Consider the following 16,084-nt stretch of genomic DNA (forward strand, 5'->3'; position numbering starts at 1 on the left):
GCAAACGGGAGAAGCCGGACGGTGATGTCCGATGGCAGGGGACCATCGGGAAGAGACACCAGATGAAAAGACGCTCTGGATGACGGGCCGGTCTATCAGGGGGGCTGGCCCGACCGCGTCACAAGAAAGACATTAGCCCGGCCGCGCTGTCCCGAACCTGACCTGACCATGAAATCCGTTTCATGAATCGGCGTCGATGCCGGGGTGGAGCGCCTGGGCGGCGGCCTCCCGCCGCTGGGCCGCGGCAGCCAGCCGGTAAAGTTCGTCGCCGTCCAGGATGATGACGATCCGTCCATCGTTCAGAAGGGACACGCCGCCGACCCCCGGCACATCGGCAAGGCCGGGATGGCTTTCGCGGACGAACAGGTCGCCCCGGCGCAACAGCCTGTCGATCTCCAGCCCGATCCTGCGCTTCCCCTGACGGAGCACGACGACAAGGCGCTGGCCCGGACCGGCCGGCGGCCATTCGCCTTCCGCCGGGAAGCCCAGCGCGTCGGCCAGCCTGACCACCGGCAGCACCCGCTTGCGGCGCATCACGGTCCAGCAGCCGGACACCTGGTGGAAATCGTCGGCGGTGAAGCCGCAAACCTCCTCCACGAAGCGGTCGGGGATCGCCAGCACCTGATCGTCCACCTGGACCAGCAGGGTGCGCAGGATCGCGGCCGACAGCGGCAGGTCGATGGCGAAGGCGGTGCCCGCCCCTTCCCGCGTGCGGATGGCGATGCTGCCGCCCAGCCGGGTGATGGCGTTGCGCACCACGTCCATTCCGACGCCGCGGCCCGACGTTTCGGTCACCGTGTCGGCGGTGGAGAAGCCGGGCGCGAAGATGAACTCGCGCACCGCCTCGGGCGGGAGCCGCAGACTGTCCTCCTCGCCGAGCAGCCCCTGGCGGACCGCCTTGGCGCGCACCGCATCGGTGGCGATGCCGCGGCCATCGTCGGCGATCTCCATCACCACGCGGCTGTTGCGCTGAATGGCGCGCAGGCAAAGCGTCGCCTGAGGCTGCTTGCCCGACGCCTCGCGGTCGGCCGGCATCTCGATGCCGTGGTCGATGGCATTGCGGACCATGTGCATCAGCGGGTCGTAGAGCGTCTCGACCATGCTCTTGTCGATGCGCACCTCGCCGCCCTCCATGACGAAGCGCACCGACTTGCCCTGGATCCGCGCCAGTTCGCGCACGACGCGGGGGAACTGGTTGAACAGGGTTTCGATGGGCACGACGCGCAGGTCGAGCGCCGCCTCCCGCAACCGGTCTACGGAGCGGCTGAGTTGGGCGTCGAGGTCCAGCAGATCGCGGCGGTGATGCTCGACCGCCTCCTGTAGGGCGCGCAGGGCGGGATCACCTTCCCCCAGCCGCTCGGCCAATGCCGCCAACGCCTTTTCCAGCCGCAGGTCGTTGGCGGTGGCGTTCAGGTCGCCGGAGAGCAGGACCATGCCGTCGATGCGCGCCATGAAGCGGTCGACCACCTCCCCCGGCACGCGCAGCACGCCGCCGCCGGGAGCCGCGGCGGAACGGATGGGGGCGGCGGGCGCGGCGGCGGTGGGCGCGACCGCCGGCAAGACGGGGACTGCCGGTTCCTCGACCGTCCCGGCGGCGGATGCCGTCTCGCCGTGCGCGGCCGTTTCGGATGGGGTGCAAGGGCGGATGCGCAGGAACCCGCCGCCGGGATCGATGCCGGTCAAGGCGTCGGCCAGGGCGGGAAGCTCCTGCGGCGAGGCGATCAGCACACGCAGCCAGGTCTTGCCATCGATGAATTCCGGCCAGTTGGTGATCGCCCGTACCTTGCTGCCCATCCATTGGACGAAGCCGGACGCCACTTCCACCGACGTCTCCAGGAAGGCGGTGACCTCATAGAGGCGGACGGACGGGTCGGTCATGGCGGCGCGCAGGTCGGCGGTGCTGTCCGGCGACAGGAAGCGCAGCAGGCCGGGATCGAGCCCGAAGGCGGAGAGTTCATCCGCGCTCAGCGGGCGGCGCGCCTCCCCGGCCTCCATTTCGGCGGAAACGGCATCGACGAAGGCGCGCAGGCGCCCTTCCAGCGCCACGGCGCCATCGGCGTCGAGATCCGCCGCCGGGTCGCGGGACGTCCGCGCCGCCAGATCGGCCAGGGCGCCGCGAACATCGGCCAACAGGATGGTCCATTCCGCATGACCCGCAGCCGGTGCCCGGCGCATCACATCGGCCAGAACCCGCAACAGGGCGGAACCGCGGGGCAGCCGCAAGATGTCCAGGATCGACGCCATGCGGTCGAGCAGGCCCGCCAGTTCGCCGGCCGCGGCCCCATCGGCCAGCGCCGCCGGATCGGACAGCAGCGCATCGGCGCGGGCGCTGCCCTGGGCCAGAATCTGGGCATTGTGGTCGGCCAGCAGGGTCCCCAGGATGGCCCCCCCGGCATCCTTGCCGGTCAACCGGCCGATGCGTGCGCTGGCGGTGGCGACGCCCTGAAGCTCGCGCAGGATGCCGTCGGCATCGCGGCCGGCCAGCGCTTCGCGGAAGCGGCGCAGCGTGTCGGCGAAGGGCAGGAAGTTCAGCCGCTCGCAGGCCAGTTCCAGCCGGTCGGCGGTGTCGTCGACGGTGCGGAGCCCCTCCCCATCCAGGTTGTCGAGGTCGAGCGCACGGGTCAGCGTCGCCATGCCGTCATGCAGCAGCCCGACGAAAAGACCGAGCATCCGCTCGTTTTCGCGCAGCCGCGCCGGCGGGGGCGGCGGCGATGCGGGCACCGGTTCGGCGGCGGATGTTTCGCCGCCGAGCGCGTCGAGCCGCGCCAGGAGGTCGGCCGGCGGCTTCCCGTCCCGGCGGTCGCGCATTCCCGTCTCCGCCAGACCGCGCAACGCGTCGAGCGCGTCCAGCAACGGGCTGGCGACCTCCTCCGTCAGAGGCAGCGCGCCGATGCGCACGCGGCCGAGAATCGCCTCCGCCCGGTGGGCCACTGCCTCCATCGCGAAGAGGTCCATGGCACGGGCCGCCCCCTTCAGCGAGTGGAAGGAGCGGAACAGGGCGGCGATCCGCTCCGAATCCGTCATGTCCCCGGGGGTGGCGGAGAGCAGCTTTTCCAGCAGGTCGAAATGCTCGCCTGCCTCGACGCCGAACTGCCGCCACAGGGTCTCGATCAGTTCGCTGCTCATGGGGCACCGCTTGAAGGGGGCGCGTCGGGCCGGGGATCAGGGCTTCACCGGCGGGGGAAGGCAGGCGGCTCGGCGGATGGCGGCGACGATGTCGTGGCCCTTCTTGTGGGCGAGGTCGAGGCTCATGGTGCCGGACGGCTTGGCGATGATCTCCACCGCTCCCAATGCGCGGGCCTCGGTCGCCTCGGGCGAACCGACCTGGGCGACGGAGGAGATGATGATCACCTTCGCGCGCGACATCAGCGACAGATGCTCCATCACCTCCAGCCCCGACATCTCCGGCATTTCGATGTCGAGCAGGACGATGTCCGGCTTCAGGCTCGTGACCATCTCCAGGGCCACCTTGCCGTTTTCGGCCGCGCCGACGAGGGACAACTCGTCGTCCGCGCGCACGATGTCGCCGATGATCGTGCGCATCAGCACCGAGTCATCGACCAGCAGGATCGTCGGCTTCGCCATGGGTGAGGGTTTCCTATGCTTTTGCAGTGCGGTTCGCGTTCAGGTTCGGCGTTGAGATCAGGTGAATGTGCAGAGATGATTCAGCTTGCGGGCGATTCCCGCGACCGGCAACACCTCCGTGGCGAGAGCGGCGCGGATCGCCGCCTTCGGCATCCCATCGACGGCGCAGGTCGCCGGATCCTGGACCAGAACGGGAAAACCCCTCTCGGCAAAAGCGGCGGCGCCGGCACTCCCGTCCTCGCCCATGCCGGTCAGCACGACGGCGACGGGCGACTCCGCCGCCTCCGCGGCGCTGTGGAACAGCCGGTCGGCGGAGGGATGGTAGATGGTCGCCGCGGGATCCGCCGCATTCAGGCAAAACCGGCCGGAGGACGAACGGCGCACCGTCCAGTCGCAACCGCCGCGCAGGATGGTCACCGCACCGGGGTCGAGCGCCGCGCCGCCGCCGCCCTCCACCACCGGCCGGCCGAGCGTCCGGGCGAGCGAGGCGGCGAATCCCGCGGTGAAGCCGGCCGGCATATGCTGCGCCACCACCAGCGGACAGGGCAGCGGTCCCAGCCCGCCCAGCAATTCCGCCAGCGCCACCGGCCCGCCGGTGGAGACGCCCACCACGATCAGGTCGGGACAATGACCGCGGGCGACGGAGCGCGACGCGGGCAAGTCCGGCACAGGCGCCGCCGGCGACGAGCCGGGGGCGATCTCCCCGGTCAGTGCCATGCGCCAGCGGCCCCAGTGGCGCACCTTCTCGGTCAGCTGGCGTTCGATGGACACCATGTCGAAGGTGATGAAGGGGCTGTTCTTGCAGACGAAATCCACCGCCCCGATCTCCAGCGCCCAGATGGTGGCCGCCGCCCCCTCGGACGTCTCGCTGGAGACCATGATGCAAGGCGGACCCTTTTCCGCCACGATGGCCTGCACCGCTTCGATGCCATCCATGATCGGCATGTTCAGGTCCATGGCGACGACATGCGGTTTCAGCTTGCGCGACAGGCGCAGCGCCTCTGCCCCGTTGCGCGCCTCGCCGACGATCTCGATGTCGGAGGCCGGCTCCAGCATCATGCGCAGCGCGATGCGGACGAAATTGCTGTCATCGACCACCAGCAGGCGGATGCGCGGGCCGGTCATGGCGCGGAGGTTCCGGCAGGAAGCGCCCGGGTCGCCGCAGTTCCGCCGGACCGGGCGGCGGATGAGGCGGCGGTCAGCCCCTCCGGCCGCAGCACGGGGATCAGCGCATTGTCCAGGCGGATGACGGCAGCGGTCAGGCGGTCGGACAGCGGATCGACGTCCTCCGCGGCGATCTTGCGGATGCGCTGGATCCCGTCGGCGATCACCGCCACCGTGCCGCCGCCGATCTCCACCAGAATCGCGATGCCGGGCGTGGCAGGCGCGGCGCCGGCCGGTCCTTGCGACAGCAGCCGGCGCAGATCGAGCACCGGCAGGATGCGGCCGTCAACGTCGGTCAATCCATCGAAGCTCTCCGCCCCCTGCGGCAGACGCAGGCGGTCGGAGGGCTCCACGACGCGACGTACCGCCTCGAATTCCAGGGCATAGACCCGCGCCTCGACCACGAAGGTCAGGAAGCGGCGGTAGAAGCGGCGGGGCAGACGGCTGTCGGCTAGATCGTCGTCCGGATCGCCTCCCGCGGGGATGAAGCCGCCGATGTCGTCGAGATGATCGCCCAGCATGCGCGCCCCGCTCCTCACGTCGAGCCAAGTTCCATCGTGATCCACCACCTGCGCCGGGGCACCGGCCTCCCCGGCGCGCACGCGGTCCAGCGGCAGGCGCACCACCCCGCGCACGCCGTCCACCCGCACTCCGACGGGACCGCGGCGCGTCCGCAGAACGGCGGCATAGCCGCCGGGACGGTCGCCCACCCCCAACGGGTCGGTGACCAGAATGGATCGCTTCCGCACCGGCGCCACCCCACGAATGATGGCCGGCGCGTTGGGCAGCGGGCGCAGGTCGGCCAGCGGGAAGACAAGCAGCAGATCGGCCATCTCCAATGCCTGGGGCCGACCGGCGACCTCCACCATCAGCAGGCGGACGCTGGCCCGCTCGCGCGACGGGGCCGGCGGGTCGGCGGCGGCGGTCAGCGCGTCGACATCGGACGGTCTGCCCAGAACGGCCCCCCGCCCCAACTCCATCCGATCCGGGTCGAGCAGGCGCAGCGAGAGGCCGCCATGGCGCAGGCGGCGGGCGACCGGCGTCCCGCCATCCTCCGGCTCCGCCCCGGCGTGCGTCACCCGCCCCGCCGGCAGGGTGCCGCCGATCCGGCCGGCGCGCAGAGCCAGCAATCCGGCACCGGCACGCAGGACGATCAGCAGCCCGCCCCGCCGGCCGCCGGCCCAAACCAGGCCGAGCGACCGGTAGCCGGTGACGTCCAGAACCGGCAGGATGCGACCGCCGACGGTCGCCAGCCCCTCCACCTGCGGCGGGGCGAAGGGCAGCCGGGTGGTGCGGGTGGCTTCGGCAACCTCCTCCACCCGGTCGGCCGGAACGGCGAAGGGAGTGCCGGCAATGTCGAAGGTCAGGAAGCCTTGGACGGTCATGGCGTGGGCTCCCGCCGCCGGTAGGCGAGCGCGCGGTCGCCGCGGTGGCGCTCGAACCGGTCGTCTTCCCGCAGCCGGTCGGTGGTGCCCAGCACCAGCCAGCCGCCCGGCGCCACCGCGCCGGTCAGCAGCGCCAGCGCCCGCTCGCAACTGTCGTCGTCGAAATAGATCATGACGTTGCGGCAGGACACGAGGTCGAAGCCCCCCTCCGGCGCCGACTCCGGCAAGCCCGCATCCATGAGGTTGTGACGGGCGAAGCGGACGATCCGGCGGGCATCGGCCCGCACCCGGCAATGCAGCGGCGCCTCGCTCCCCAGCGGGACGAACCAGCCCCCATAGCCCTCCGGCATCTCGCGGAACGGACCGAGCCCCTCCCCGCCATAGCAGGCGTTGGCGGCCTGCCGCACGGCGATGCGGCTGAGATCGGTCCCCAGAACCTGCACGTCCCAGCCGGTTTCCAGGCCCTGTCCGGTCCGGCGCGCCTCCCCGGCATCGGCCAGCGCCTCCAGCGCCACGATGGCGAGGCTGTAGGCCTCTTCCCCGGTGGCGCAGCCGGCGCTCCACAGCCGCAGGGTCCGCGTCGGGCGGCGGTCGGCGATCAGTCGGGGAAGCAGATGGCCGCGCAGATGGGCGTGGTGCGGCAGGTCGCGGAAGAAATAGGTCTCGTGGATCGTCAGGTTCTCGATCAGGCTGAGCCAATCGGGGCTGTCGGCCGGCGCCCGTTCGACCTGCGCCACCCACTCCTCCAGCACCGGCAGGGGCATCGCCGCAAGGATTCGCGCCAGCTTGCGTTCCAGCGGACGGTCGTGACGGATGCCGGCCTTGAGCCGGACGTCGTCCAGCAACCGCCGCGCCAGGGCGTCGAGCGGGTTGAGGGGGCCCATACCCCCGCTCACGGCGCCCGGAAGCGTTCGGCCAGCCGCCGCGTGTCGTCGGCCAGCCGGGACAGGTGGACCATGGTCGCGGTGATCTCCTCCGACGCGGCGGCGTTCTTCGAGGTGACCGTCCTGATGTTGCCGACATTCGATTCGATCTCGACGATGTGGTCCTGCTGATGAGCCATGGCGGCGGCGACCGATTGGACCATGCGGTCGATCTGGGCCACGCGCTCGGCGATGCCGTCCATCATGTGAACCACCTCCGCCGTGGCGGCCATCCCCTCCTCCGCCATCGCCGCGGCGGACTCGACGATCTCGGCGATCTGGCGGGCGCTCTCCACGGCGTTGTCGGCGAGCTTGCCGACCTCTTCGGCGACGACCTCGAAGCCCTTGCCCTGCTCGCCGGCGCGAGCGGCCTCGATGGAGGCGTTGACCGACAGGATGTTGGTCTTCACCGCGATCTGGGTGATCGCCTCGGTGATGCGGCCGATCCGGCGGCTGTTATCGCCGATGGTCTGCGACACCCGGACGAGCCGCGCCATCTCCGCCTTGCCCTTGTCGGCGAAGCCTGCGGTGACGCGCACCATGTCGGAGGCGGTCCGCGTACTGTCCGTCACCTCCGCGATGGCGCGCACCGACCGGCCGACGGCGTTCGCCACCCGGTCCAGATCCTCGGTCTCAATGGAGGCGCCGTCGGCGACCTGGGACACCGCCGTGCTGGCCTGGCCCGCGGCGACGGCGACCTGAGCCGCCTGCTGGCCGATGCGCAGGAAGGAGTGGCGGGCATCCTCCACAAGCGCCGCCATCTCGGCATAGCGGCCGGGCAGCGCCGGCAACGGCTGATGGTCCTCATCCAACTCGCGGGTCAGGTGGCGAAGGGCGGCGTGCAGCGCGTCCTGAGCCGACAGGGTGCGGGCCAGGGACGCCGCGACCGTGCCGGCCTCATCCCCGCGGGGCGGCGGTGCGGGGGTCTCCTCCGCAACACCGTCGGCCAACCGGCAGGCGGCATCCTGCAGCCGGGCCATCGCGTCCGAAAGGTCGAGCGCCAGCACCAGCGCGACCGCGAGCGCCAGCGCCAACGCACCGCCCGTCGCCAGCCACAAGGATTGCGGCGCGATTTCCGGGATCAGGCGGGGCAGCAGAAGGGGCAGAAGCGCCACGGCGGAAGGCGACAGGACGGCGATGCCGAACCGGGGAAGAACTCGCATGCTGGCCGGAAAGGACATTGCGGTAACGGCTCCTTACGATCGACCAATGGCGCACTGGGACAACTCTCGGGCGGCGCACGCCATCCATATGACTTGCCTGACGCACCCAAACCGAAGCAAGGTGATTCAATTGGGTGGTATCCGATGCCGCATGTCGCGCGAAAAGATGACCACCACAAACATTCATCAATCCCTTTCCGCCGCCGCGCGGACTTGAATGGACCTCCACCGGCATGTCGATCGCCACCCGCATCGCCCTGGGTTTCGCCGCCGTCCTGCTGCTGACCCTTGCTGTCGCCGTCGCCGGATGGAGCGGCCTGAACACCTACGCCACGCAGGTGGAGATCGCCGACCGCACCTCCCGCCTCGACACGCTGCTGCTCAGCGCCCGGCAGGAGGAGGCGCGCTATCTGATCGACGTGGATCCATCCGCCAGCCGGCGGGTACGCCAGTTGACCGAGCAGTTGAAGGCTGAAGCCGAAGCTCTGCTGGCGCTGCCCGGCCATGCCGACGCCCCCGACGCGCTGCAGGAAGTGCTGGCGAAGCTGGCGGCCTACCGGAAGTCCTTCGACGAAGTGGTCCAGTTGGAGGTCGAGCGCTTTGCAAGTCTAGCGAAACTCCGCAAACAGACGGCGGTCCTCCTGGTGGTGGCGCAGACCCTGACGCACGAGCAGTCGGCGCGCTATGCCGACGCACTGGCACGGCTGAAGGCCGATCCCGCCGATGGAACTGCATTGCGGACGCTGGAATCCTCGGCCCTGCTGACCACCATCGCCGGGCGGCTGATCCAGGACACCCGCGGCGCCCTGCTGGACGTCCAGCAATTCATCATCGAGCAGGGCGGGTCCGGCCGCAATTCGCCCAATGCCGCCATCGACCGGCTGCTGACCATCATAGGCGACGTCCAGAAAGCCTCCGGCGATCCCGATTCCCTGCGTGAGGCGGAGAAGCTGACAACCGCCGTGATGGGCGTGGAAACGGAATTCCTGCTGGTCGCCGACATCGTGGTCCGGCGCAACGCCGCCCGCGCGGCGATGCGCGATGCCGCCACGATCGTCAGCGATCAGGTCGCGCTCCTGGTCCATGCCCAGACCGCGGAACGGGAAGTCGGCCGATCCCGCGCCGTGCTGCTTCTGTGGAGCGGCGCATTGGGGGCGCTGGCGGCGGGAGCGGTGCTGTCGATGCTGATCGCCCGCAGCCTGACCGGCCCAATCGCCGCCACGACGGCAGCCGTCGAGCGACTGTCCGAAGGCGACCTGACGGTTGCCGTGCCCAACACCAGCCGGCGCGACGAGCTGGGCTCCATCGGTCGCGCCGTCGCCACCGTCATCCAGGTGCTGCACGGGTTGCATGGGGAAATGCACCGGTTGTCCGGCAAGCCGCTGGATAACCCGGCAACGGAGACCGCTCCGGCTTTCCAGGGCGCCTATGGCGAGATGGTGGCGCTGCTGAGGGAAACCGGCGCCGCCTTCTGCGCCATCGGGGAACAGGCGACCCAGGTGGCCGTCGCGGCGGGTCAGGCCAGCACGGCCATCGCCCATGTCTCCGACGGCGCATCGGAGCAGACCGACGACCTCGACCATGTGGCGACCGCGGTGGGTCAATCGGCCCGCGCCATCGCCCACGTCTCCGACAGCACGCGCGATGCCTCCGACATGGTGAAGGACGCCGCCGATTTCGCCGACCGCGGCAGGGAGGACATGGCGCGCCTGCTGCGCGTGTCGCAGACCATCGCGGAGAACAGCCGCCGGATCGGCCGCATCACCGAGGCGATCACCCAGATCGCGGTGAAGACCAACATCCTGTCGGTCAACGCCTCCATCGAGGCCGCTCGCGCCGGCGAGCAGGGCAAGGGCTTCGAGGTCGTCGCCGAAGAGGTCGGCAAGCTCGCCGACAACGCCGTGGAGAGCGCCCGCCAGATCGCCGAGATCATCGAAGCCGCCGCGGCTCTGGCCGAGGAAGGCAAGGCCGTCACGGAGCAGGCGCGACGCCGCATGGATGGGCTGGCCGAACGGGTGGACCGCATCGACGGCGCCTTCCAGTCGGTCGCCGTGGCGATGGAAGAGCAGCAGGCGTCGGTGCGCGAGATCGAACGGTCGGTGGAAAGCGTTCGAACCGTCGCCTCCAAGAACGCCGCGGCATCGGAGGAAATCGCCGCGACCATGGTTCATCTCTCCCGTTTGGCGGAGGAGACGCGGCGTCAGGTTTCGCGCTTCAAGGCCGGCTGAACCCCGGCTTTTGCAAAGGCTGCTTCACGCCGCATGGATGAGGAGGCCGATTGCCGGGCCGGTGACAGCCTGATACGCCCAGCCGTCCGAATATCAGAAGTATTAATTCTTAATCCCCGTGAGGGGAAATCTGGCATTTAAAGTTCTTTTAACCCTATTCCGCGCCTAATCCACACGCGGGAACGCTCGTTCTCGAGAAGACACTCACCCGAACATTTAGACCCACACGATACCAAGGGAGCTACCCATGCCCGCACAAATGGTCGCCGATGAAGTCCGCAAGGCAAGCCGCATCCATGCGCGCCTTCTGGATGCCTTCATCGACTTGACGGAGCGGGAACTGGCCGGAGTTGCCCCGGGCTTTGCCGAAGAAAGCCTGATGGAAGCGCTGGAAGCGTTGCGCGCCGCCCGCAAATCCTATGGCTCGACCGCCGGGGTCATGGTCGTCTCGAACCTGCAACTGCCGCAGGCCTCCAACGCCGCCTGACGTTGCGGCGGCGTTGGCGATGACCGATCAGGCCGTTACCGTCTTGCGGGCGCGCGGCTTGCGCGCCTTGGCGGGCTCGGCCGCCAAGGCATCCGGGGCCGCGCCGTTCTGATCGACGGTCTTGACCGGCTTCGGCTTGGCATTCGTCGTCTTGCGCGGCGCCTTCACGACGGCAACGATCGGAGAGCGGTCGGGAATGGCTGCCGTTTCCGCCAGGATCGCACGCTCGGCCTTGAACCAGTGATCGGCATCGCGCCCTTCCGGACAACCCTCGTCCAGCCAGATCGCATAGGCTCGGTCACGGATGCGCTGCTCGACATCCACGGTCATCACATCTCCCCGGGGAATGGTGGTCAGATTGCTGTGATGCAAAGATCGCCGAAATCGGAGTAAGTCGCAACCAAGCGGATGGTTATCGGTCCTCCGCCCCAGTCATCGGCCGTCAATCCGATGACGTTTCGCCGGACTCCGGTTGCCTGTTCTGCTGGAACTCGCGCCACTTCGCGACATTGCGGTTGTGATCCGACAACGACTTGGCGAAGACGTGGCCGCCGGTTCCATCGGCGACGAAATACAGGAAATCGTGCCGTTCCGGCTTCATCACCGCTTGGAGCGAGGCCTTGCCCGGATTGGCGATCGGCCCCGGCGGCAGGCCGGAGATCTGATAGGTGTTGTAGGGCGAGTCGTGCTTCCAGTCGTTGCGGGTCAGTGCCCGCCCCAGGTCACCGCTGCCATCGGTCAAGCCATAGATCACGGTGGGATCGGACTGCAGCTTCATGCCGATTTCGAGCCGGTTGACGAAAACGCCGGCCACCCTGGGCCGTTCCGCCGCGACGCCGGTTTCCTTCTCGACGATTGAGGCCAGCGTCAGCGCCTGCTGCTGAGTCTCATAGGGAAGGTTCGGATCCCGGTTCTTCCACGCGTCCGCCAGGGCCTGCGTCATCGCCGTCTGCATGCGCTCGACCAAGGCGGGGCGGCTGTCGCCATAGGCGAAGTGATAGGTCTCCGGCAGGAGGGAACCTTCCTTCGGTGGCTTGGCGATGTCGCCGGTCAGCACCGTCTCGCGCTCCAGAAGCGCCACCACCTGGGCGGAGGTCAGGCCTTCCGGCACGGTGATGCGGCGCACCAGGGTGCGGCCCTGGCGCATCTGCTCCAACACGCCTTCGATGCTGATGCCGGCAGGGAACTGGTACTCGCCGGCCTTCAACTCGCGGAAGGTTCCGGTCAACTTGGCCGCTGCGGCGAACACCAGCGGCGACCAGATCACGCCGGAGTCGCCCAGCGTGATGGCGATGGCTTCCAACCCGCTGCCACGGGGGATGACGACCGTCTCGGCCTGCTCGAGCGGGCCGGGAGCCGTGTAGCGCTGGAACCCCCAGACGCCCACCCCGCCCGCCGCGGCGGCCGCGACGGCCAGCGTCCCCGCGAAAAGTCGGAGACCCCAGCCCATCGCTCACCTCATGAACACAGTAGATCGCAACGCCGGATCAGGGCTTCGCTTACGCGAATTCCTTGAACACCAGCGAGGCGTTGGTACCGCCGAACCCGAAGGAGTTCGACAGGGCCGCACGGACACGGCGTTCCTGCGCCACCTTCGGCACCAGATTCACACCCAGGCAGCTTTCCGAGGGATTCTCGAGATTCAGCGTGGGCGGAACGATGCCGTGGTTGATCGCCTTGATCGAATAGATCGCCTCGACCGCACCGGCGGCGCCCAGCAGGTGGCCGATGGCCGACTTGGTGGACGACATCGCCAGATTGTCCATGGCATCGCCGAACAGACGCTTCACGGCGCCAAGCTCGATCTCATCGCCGAGCGGCGTCGAAGTGCCGTGGGCGTTGACGTAATCGACTTCGGACGGGTTCATTCCGGCACGCTTCAGCGCGGCCTTCATGGCGCGGAAACCGCCATTGCCGTCATCCGCCGGAGCCGAGATGTGGTGGGCATCGCCCGACATGCCGTAGCCGACGACCTCGGCATAGATGGTGGCGCCGCGCTTCTTCGCGTGCTCCAGCTCTTCCAGCACCACGACACCGGCACCCTCGCCGATGACGAAGCCGTCACGATCCTTGTCGTAAGGGCGCGAGGCCTTTTCAGGCGTGTCGTTGAAATTGGTCGACAGGGCGCGCATGGCGGCGAAGCCGCCGACGCCGAGACGGCTGACCGCGGCCTCCGTACCGCCGGCGACCATGATGTCGGCATCGTCCCACATGATCAGACGGGCGGCGTCGCCGATGGCGTGCGCGCCGGTCGAGCAGGCGGTGACGACCGCATGGTTGGGGCCCTTGAAGCCGTGCTGGATCGAAATGTGGCCGGAGGCCAGATTGATCAGGCAGGCCGGGATGAAGAAGGGCGAAAGGCGGCGCGGCCCCTTTTCGGCCAGGGTCACGGCGCCGTCGGCGATGCCCGGAAGGCCGCCGATGCCGGAGCCGACCATGACGCCGGTCCGTTCGCGCTCTTCATCGGTCTGGGGAACCCAACCGGAATCCTTGATTGCTTCCTGCGCCGCGGCGATCGCGAAGATGATGAAATCATCCATCTTCCGCTGATCCTTGGGCGGAACGAAGGCGTCGGCGTTGAACTCGCCCTCACCCGTTCCGCGCGGGAGCTGCCCGGCGACCTTGGAGGCCAGGTCCGAAGCGTCGAACCCCGTGATGCCGCGGATTCCCGACTTTCCGGAAATCAGCCGCTCCCAGTTCAGCGTGTGGCCGACGCCGAGCGGCGTGACCATACCGAGGCCGGTGACGACGACACGTCTCATGAGGCTGTTCCTTGACCTTTCCTCGAAAATAATGTCGACGATCGAATCGTCGACGGCCAGGCCCCGCGTTGCGGATGAAGCAGATGCGGTTTGCCTGGCCCTCGGGGGCGCAATGCCCGCGGCCCGATCAGGCGGCGGCGTTGGCCTTGATGAAGTCGATCGCGTCCTTCACCGACAGGATCTTCTCCGCGGCGTCGTCCGGGATCTCGACACCGAACTCTTCCTCGAAGGCCATGACCAGCTCGACGGTGTCGAGGCTGTCGGCGCCCAGATCGTCGATGAAGGAGGCGTTCTCCACCACCTTCGACTCCTCGACACCCAGGTGGTCCACAACGATCTTCTTCACGCGCTCGGCGATGTCGCTCATCTTTTAAGACCTTCCAATCCTTGAAACCGCTCGGGATAATCCGGTCGGAGCAACACGCGAAGAACGTGCCGTCCTGCCGCGAAAAGCCCCGTCCGATAACACATTTCAGCAGCCTTGACCAGCACCCGCGAGGGAGCCTGGCTGGCGCCGTTCTTCATACGCGGCAATGCCGCCCCGTCCGATCCTTATCAGATCATGGCCATGCCGCCGTTGATGTGCAGCGTCTGGCCGGTGACGTAGGCGGCCTCCTCGCTCGCGAGGTACACGACCCCGGCGGCGATCTCTTCCGGCTGGCCCATGCGGCCGGCCGGAATTGCGGGGAGCAGCTTTTGCTTCTGCTCGTCGTTCAGGGCGTCGGTCATGGCCGTGGCGATGAAGCCCGGCGCGACGCAGTTGACGGTGATGTTGCGCGAGGCCAGCTCGGCCGCCAGCGACTTCGACATGCCGATCAGACCGGCCTTCGACGCGGCGTAGTTGGCCTGGCCCGGATTGCCGGTGACGCCGACGACCGACGTGATGTTGACGATGCGGCCCCAGCGGCGCTTCATCATGCCGCGCATGGCGGCCCGCGACAGGCGGAAGGCCGCCGTCAGGTTCACGTCGATCACCGACTGCCAGTCCTCGTCCTTCAGCCGCATCGCGATCTGGTCGCGGGTCAGACCGGCATTGTTGACGAGGATGTCGATCTTGCCCAGCGCCGCCTCGGCGTCCTTGAACAACTGCTCGGTCGCCGCCGCCTCGGAAAGGTTTCCGGGCACGACGAAGGCGCGTTCTCCCAGTTCGGCGGCCAGGGCCTCCAGCGGGGCGACGCGGGTGCCGGACAGGGCGACGGTGGCGCCCTGGGCATACAGGGCACGGGCGATCGACGCGCCGATGCCACCGGATGCGCCGGTGACGAGGGCCGACTTGCCGGTCAGGTCAAACATGGATGGCCTCACGAGGCTGATGTATCAAGGGGACCGATGGTCACAGGGTCTTCAGGAACGACTCGACATCGGCCGGCGTGCCGACCGACACCGCCGCCAGATCCTTGTCGATGCGCTTGGTCAGTCCGGCCAGCACCTTGCCCGACCCGACCTCGACCAGCCGTTCGACGCCCTGCTCCTTCATGAAGAGAACGCATTCGCGCCAGCGGACCATGCCGGTCACCTGTTCCACCAGCAGACGGCGGATGGCGTTGGGATCCGACACGGCCGACGCCGTGACGTTGGCGACGACCGGAACGACCGGGGCCGAGATGGTGACGTTCGCCAGAGCCTCCGCCATGGCGTCGGCGGCAGGCTGCATCAGCGAGCAATGGAAGGGCGCCGACACCGGCAGCCGGACCGAACGCTTCAACCCGCGTTCGGCAGCGAGCACGATGGCGCGGTCGATCGCCTCGGCACTGCCGGAAATGACCACCTGCCCGGCTGAATTGTCGTTGGCGATGCTGCACACCTCGCCCTGGGCGGCGTCGGCGGCGATCGCCTGCGCCTGCTCCAGATCGGCGCCCAGCAGGGCAGCCATGGCGCCCTTGCCGACCGGCACCGCCTTCTGCATCGCCTGGCCGCGCAGCTTCAGCAGACGCGCGGTGTCGGCCAGCGTGAAGGCACCGGCGGCGCAGAGCGCCGAATATTCGCCCAACGAGTGGCCCGCGACGAAGGCGGCGTGCTTGGACAGGTCGACCCCGCCCTCGCTCGCCAGAACCCGCATCACCGCGACGCTGACCGCCATCAGGGCCGGCTGCGCGTTTTCGGTCAAGGTCAGGTCGGCCTCGGGGCCTTCAGCCATCAGGCGCGACAGCCGCTGGTTCAGCGCATCGTCAACCTCTTCAAAGGTGAGACGAGCGACTTCGAACGCCTCGGCGAGTTCGCGGCCCATGCCGACAGCCTGGCTGCCCTGCCCCGGAAAGACGAACGCCCTGGTCATGCTTCGGTGTAACCCTGGATGAAAGCGCCCCGCCCCTGCGGCGGCACCATGGATTGGGCGACAGTCATACCCTCACTTTTTAGCAAGTCAAGCGACGCGCGATGACCAAAGC

14 protein-coding genes are annotated in these 16,084 nt (G+C 68.7%); 2 read left to right on the plus strand and 12 right to left on the minus strand.

From position 1 onward, the window contains the following. Nucleotides 1-180: 180 nt before the first annotated feature. The 6 genes from DM194_RS06465 to DM194_RS06490 are packed head-to-tail and all read right to left on the minus strand — an operon-like array spanning nt 181 to nt 8,238. A complete protein-coding gene (locus tag DM194_RS06465) occupies nt 181-3,126 on the minus strand; it encodes a chemotaxis protein CheA (protein ID WP_111066470.1) in 2,946 nt (981 codons plus the stop codon). Between the two features lie 36 nt (nt 3,127-3,162). Continuing rightward, nucleotides 3,163-3,585: a response regulator gene (locus DM194_RS06470; protein WP_111066471.1), complete on the minus strand. Its 423-nt coding sequence runs from the start codon at nt 3,583-3,585 to the stop codon at nt 3,163-3,165. A 57-nt stretch (nt 3,586-3,642) separates the two neighbouring features. After that, nucleotides 3,643-4,710 carry a chemotaxis-specific protein-glutamate methyltransferase CheB gene (gene cheB, locus DM194_RS06475; RefSeq protein WP_111066472.1) on the minus strand — a complete coding sequence of 356 codons (1,068 nt, stop codon included), beginning with the start codon at nt 4,708-4,710 and terminating at the stop codon, nt 3,643-3,645. Beyond that, nucleotides 4,707-6,134 carry a chemotaxis protein CheW gene (locus DM194_RS06480; protein ID WP_111066473.1) on the minus strand — a complete coding sequence of 476 codons (1,428 nt, stop codon included), beginning with the start codon at nt 6,132-6,134 and terminating at the stop codon, nt 4,707-4,709. Before DM194_RS06480 ends, cheB begins: the two co-directional genes overlap by 4 nt. Beyond that, on the minus strand, nt 6,131-7,018 hold the full coding sequence (locus DM194_RS06485) for a CheR family methyltransferase (protein WP_246024122.1): 888 nt from the start codon (nt 7,016-7,018) through the stop codon (nt 6,131-6,133). The genes DM194_RS06480 and DM194_RS06485 overlap by 4 nt, the downstream gene beginning before the upstream one ends. An 8-nt stretch (nt 7,019-7,026) precedes the next feature. Continuing rightward, on the minus strand, nt 7,027-8,238 hold the full coding sequence (locus tag DM194_RS06490; protein WP_111066475.1) for a methyl-accepting chemotaxis protein: 1,212 nt from the start codon (nt 8,236-8,238) through the stop codon (nt 7,027-7,029). Nucleotides 8,239-8,453: 215 nt separating this feature from the next. On the opposite strand from DM194_RS06490, the gene DM194_RS06495 reads away from it, so the two are divergent. After that, nucleotides 8,454-10,448, plus strand: coding sequence for a methyl-accepting chemotaxis protein (locus DM194_RS06495; RefSeq protein WP_111066476.1), 1,995 nt, complete (start codon nt 8,454-8,456; stop codon nt 10,446-10,448). A 247-nt stretch (nt 10,449-10,695) separates the two neighbouring features. Then, nucleotides 10,696-10,935 (plus strand): hypothetical protein, encoded by a 240-nt coding sequence (locus tag DM194_RS06500; protein WP_111066477.1) that lies wholly within the window; start codon nt 10,696-10,698, stop codon nt 10,933-10,935. Nucleotides 10,936-10,962: 27 nt separating this feature from the next. On the opposite strand, the gene DM194_RS06505 is transcribed toward DM194_RS06500, so the two are convergent. The 6 genes from DM194_RS06505 to fabD all read right to left on the minus strand — a co-directional run bounded on the left by DM194_RS06505 (nt 10,963) and on the right by fabD (nt 15,972). Continuing rightward, nucleotides 10,963-11,265 (minus strand): DUF2934 domain-containing protein, encoded by a 303-nt coding sequence (locus DM194_RS06505; RefSeq protein WP_111066478.1) that lies wholly within the window; start codon nt 11,263-11,265, stop codon nt 10,963-10,965. A 112-nt stretch (nt 11,266-11,377) separates the two neighbouring features. After that, nucleotides 11,378-12,385: an endolytic transglycosylase MltG gene (mltG, locus tag DM194_RS06510; RefSeq protein ID WP_111066479.1), complete on the minus strand. Its 1,008-nt coding sequence runs from the start codon at nt 12,383-12,385 to the stop codon at nt 11,378-11,380. A gap of 49 nt (nt 12,386-12,434) precedes the next feature. Continuing rightward, the gene (gene fabF, locus DM194_RS06515; protein WP_111066480.1) at nt 12,435-13,697 is read right to left on the minus strand and encodes a beta-ketoacyl-ACP synthase II; all 1,263 of its coding nucleotides are present in this window, start codon (nt 13,695-13,697) and stop codon (nt 12,435-12,437) included. Between the two features lie 127 nt (nt 13,698-13,824). Beyond that, a complete protein-coding gene (locus DM194_RS06520) occupies nt 13,825-14,064 on the minus strand; it encodes an acyl carrier protein (protein ID WP_014247969.1) in 240 nt (79 codons plus the stop codon). A 188-nt stretch (nt 14,065-14,252) separates the two neighbouring features. Beyond that, entirely contained in the window at nt 14,253-14,990 is a 738-nt protein-coding gene (fabG, locus tag DM194_RS06525; protein WP_111066481.1) for a 3-oxoacyl-[acyl-carrier-protein] reductase, read from the minus strand. Between the two features lie 40 nt (nt 14,991-15,030). After that, on the minus strand, nt 15,031-15,972 hold the full coding sequence (fabD, locus tag DM194_RS06530) for an ACP S-malonyltransferase (RefSeq protein ID WP_111066482.1): 942 nt from the start codon (nt 15,970-15,972) through the stop codon (nt 15,031-15,033). Between the last annotated feature and the right edge of the window lie 112 nt (nt 15,973-16,084).

The sequence above is a fragment of the Azospirillum ramasamyi genome, from assembly GCF_003233655.1.
GTDB lineage: Bacteria > Pseudomonadota > Alphaproteobacteria > Azospirillales > Azospirillaceae > Azospirillum > Azospirillum ramasamyi.

Excerpts from the sequence above, each read along its gene's own strand:
- DM194_RS06480 (WP_111066473.1), bottom strand. The coding sequence starts at position 6,134 with ATGACCGTCCAAGGCTTCCTGACCTTCGACATTGCCGGCACTCCCTTC.
- fabF (WP_111066480.1), bottom strand. The coding sequence starts at position 13,697 with ATGAGACGTGTCGTCGTCACCGGCCTCGGTATGGTCACGCCGCTCGGC.
- fabG (WP_111066481.1), bottom strand. The coding sequence starts at position 14,990 with ATGTTTGACCTGACCGGCAAGTCGGCCCTCGTCACCGGCGCATCCGGT.
- DM194_RS06505 (WP_111066478.1), bottom strand. The coding sequence starts at position 11,265 with ATGACCGTGGATGTCGAGCAGCGCATCCGTGACCGAGCCTATGCGATC.
- DM194_RS06490 (WP_111066475.1), bottom strand. The coding sequence starts at position 8,238 with ATGTCCTTTCCGGCCAGCATGCGAGTTCTTCCCCGGTTCGGCATCGCC.
- fabD (WP_111066482.1), bottom strand. The coding sequence starts at position 15,972 with ATGACCAGGGCGTTCGTCTTTCCGGGGCAGGGCAGCCAGGCTGTCGGC.
- DM194_RS06495 (WP_111066476.1), top strand. The coding sequence starts at position 8,454 with ATGTCGATCGCCACCCGCATCGCCCTGGGTTTCGCCGCCGTCCTGCTG.
- DM194_RS06470 (WP_111066471.1), bottom strand. The coding sequence starts at position 3,585 with ATGGCGAAGCCGACGATCCTGCTGGTCGATGACTCGGTGCTGATGCGC.
- cheB (WP_111066472.1), bottom strand. The coding sequence starts at position 4,710 with ATGACCGGCCCGCGCATCCGCCTGCTGGTGGTCGATGACAGCAATTTC.
- DM194_RS06520 (WP_014247969.1), bottom strand. The coding sequence starts at position 14,064 with ATGAGCGACATCGCCGAGCGCGTGAAGAAGATCGTTGTGGACCACCTG.
- DM194_RS06500 (WP_111066477.1), top strand. The coding sequence starts at position 10,696 with ATGCCCGCACAAATGGTCGCCGATGAAGTCCGCAAGGCAAGCCGCATC.
- mltG (WP_111066479.1), bottom strand. The coding sequence starts at position 12,385 with ATGGGCTGGGGTCTCCGACTTTTCGCGGGGACGCTGGCCGTCGCGGCC.
- DM194_RS06485 (WP_246024122.1), bottom strand. The coding sequence starts at position 7,018 with ATGGGCCCCCTCAACCCGCTCGACGCCCTGGCGCGGCGGTTGCTGGAC.
- DM194_RS06465 (WP_111066470.1), bottom strand. The coding sequence starts at position 3,126 with ATGAGCAGCGAACTGATCGAGACCCTGTGGCGGCAGTTCGGCGTCGAG.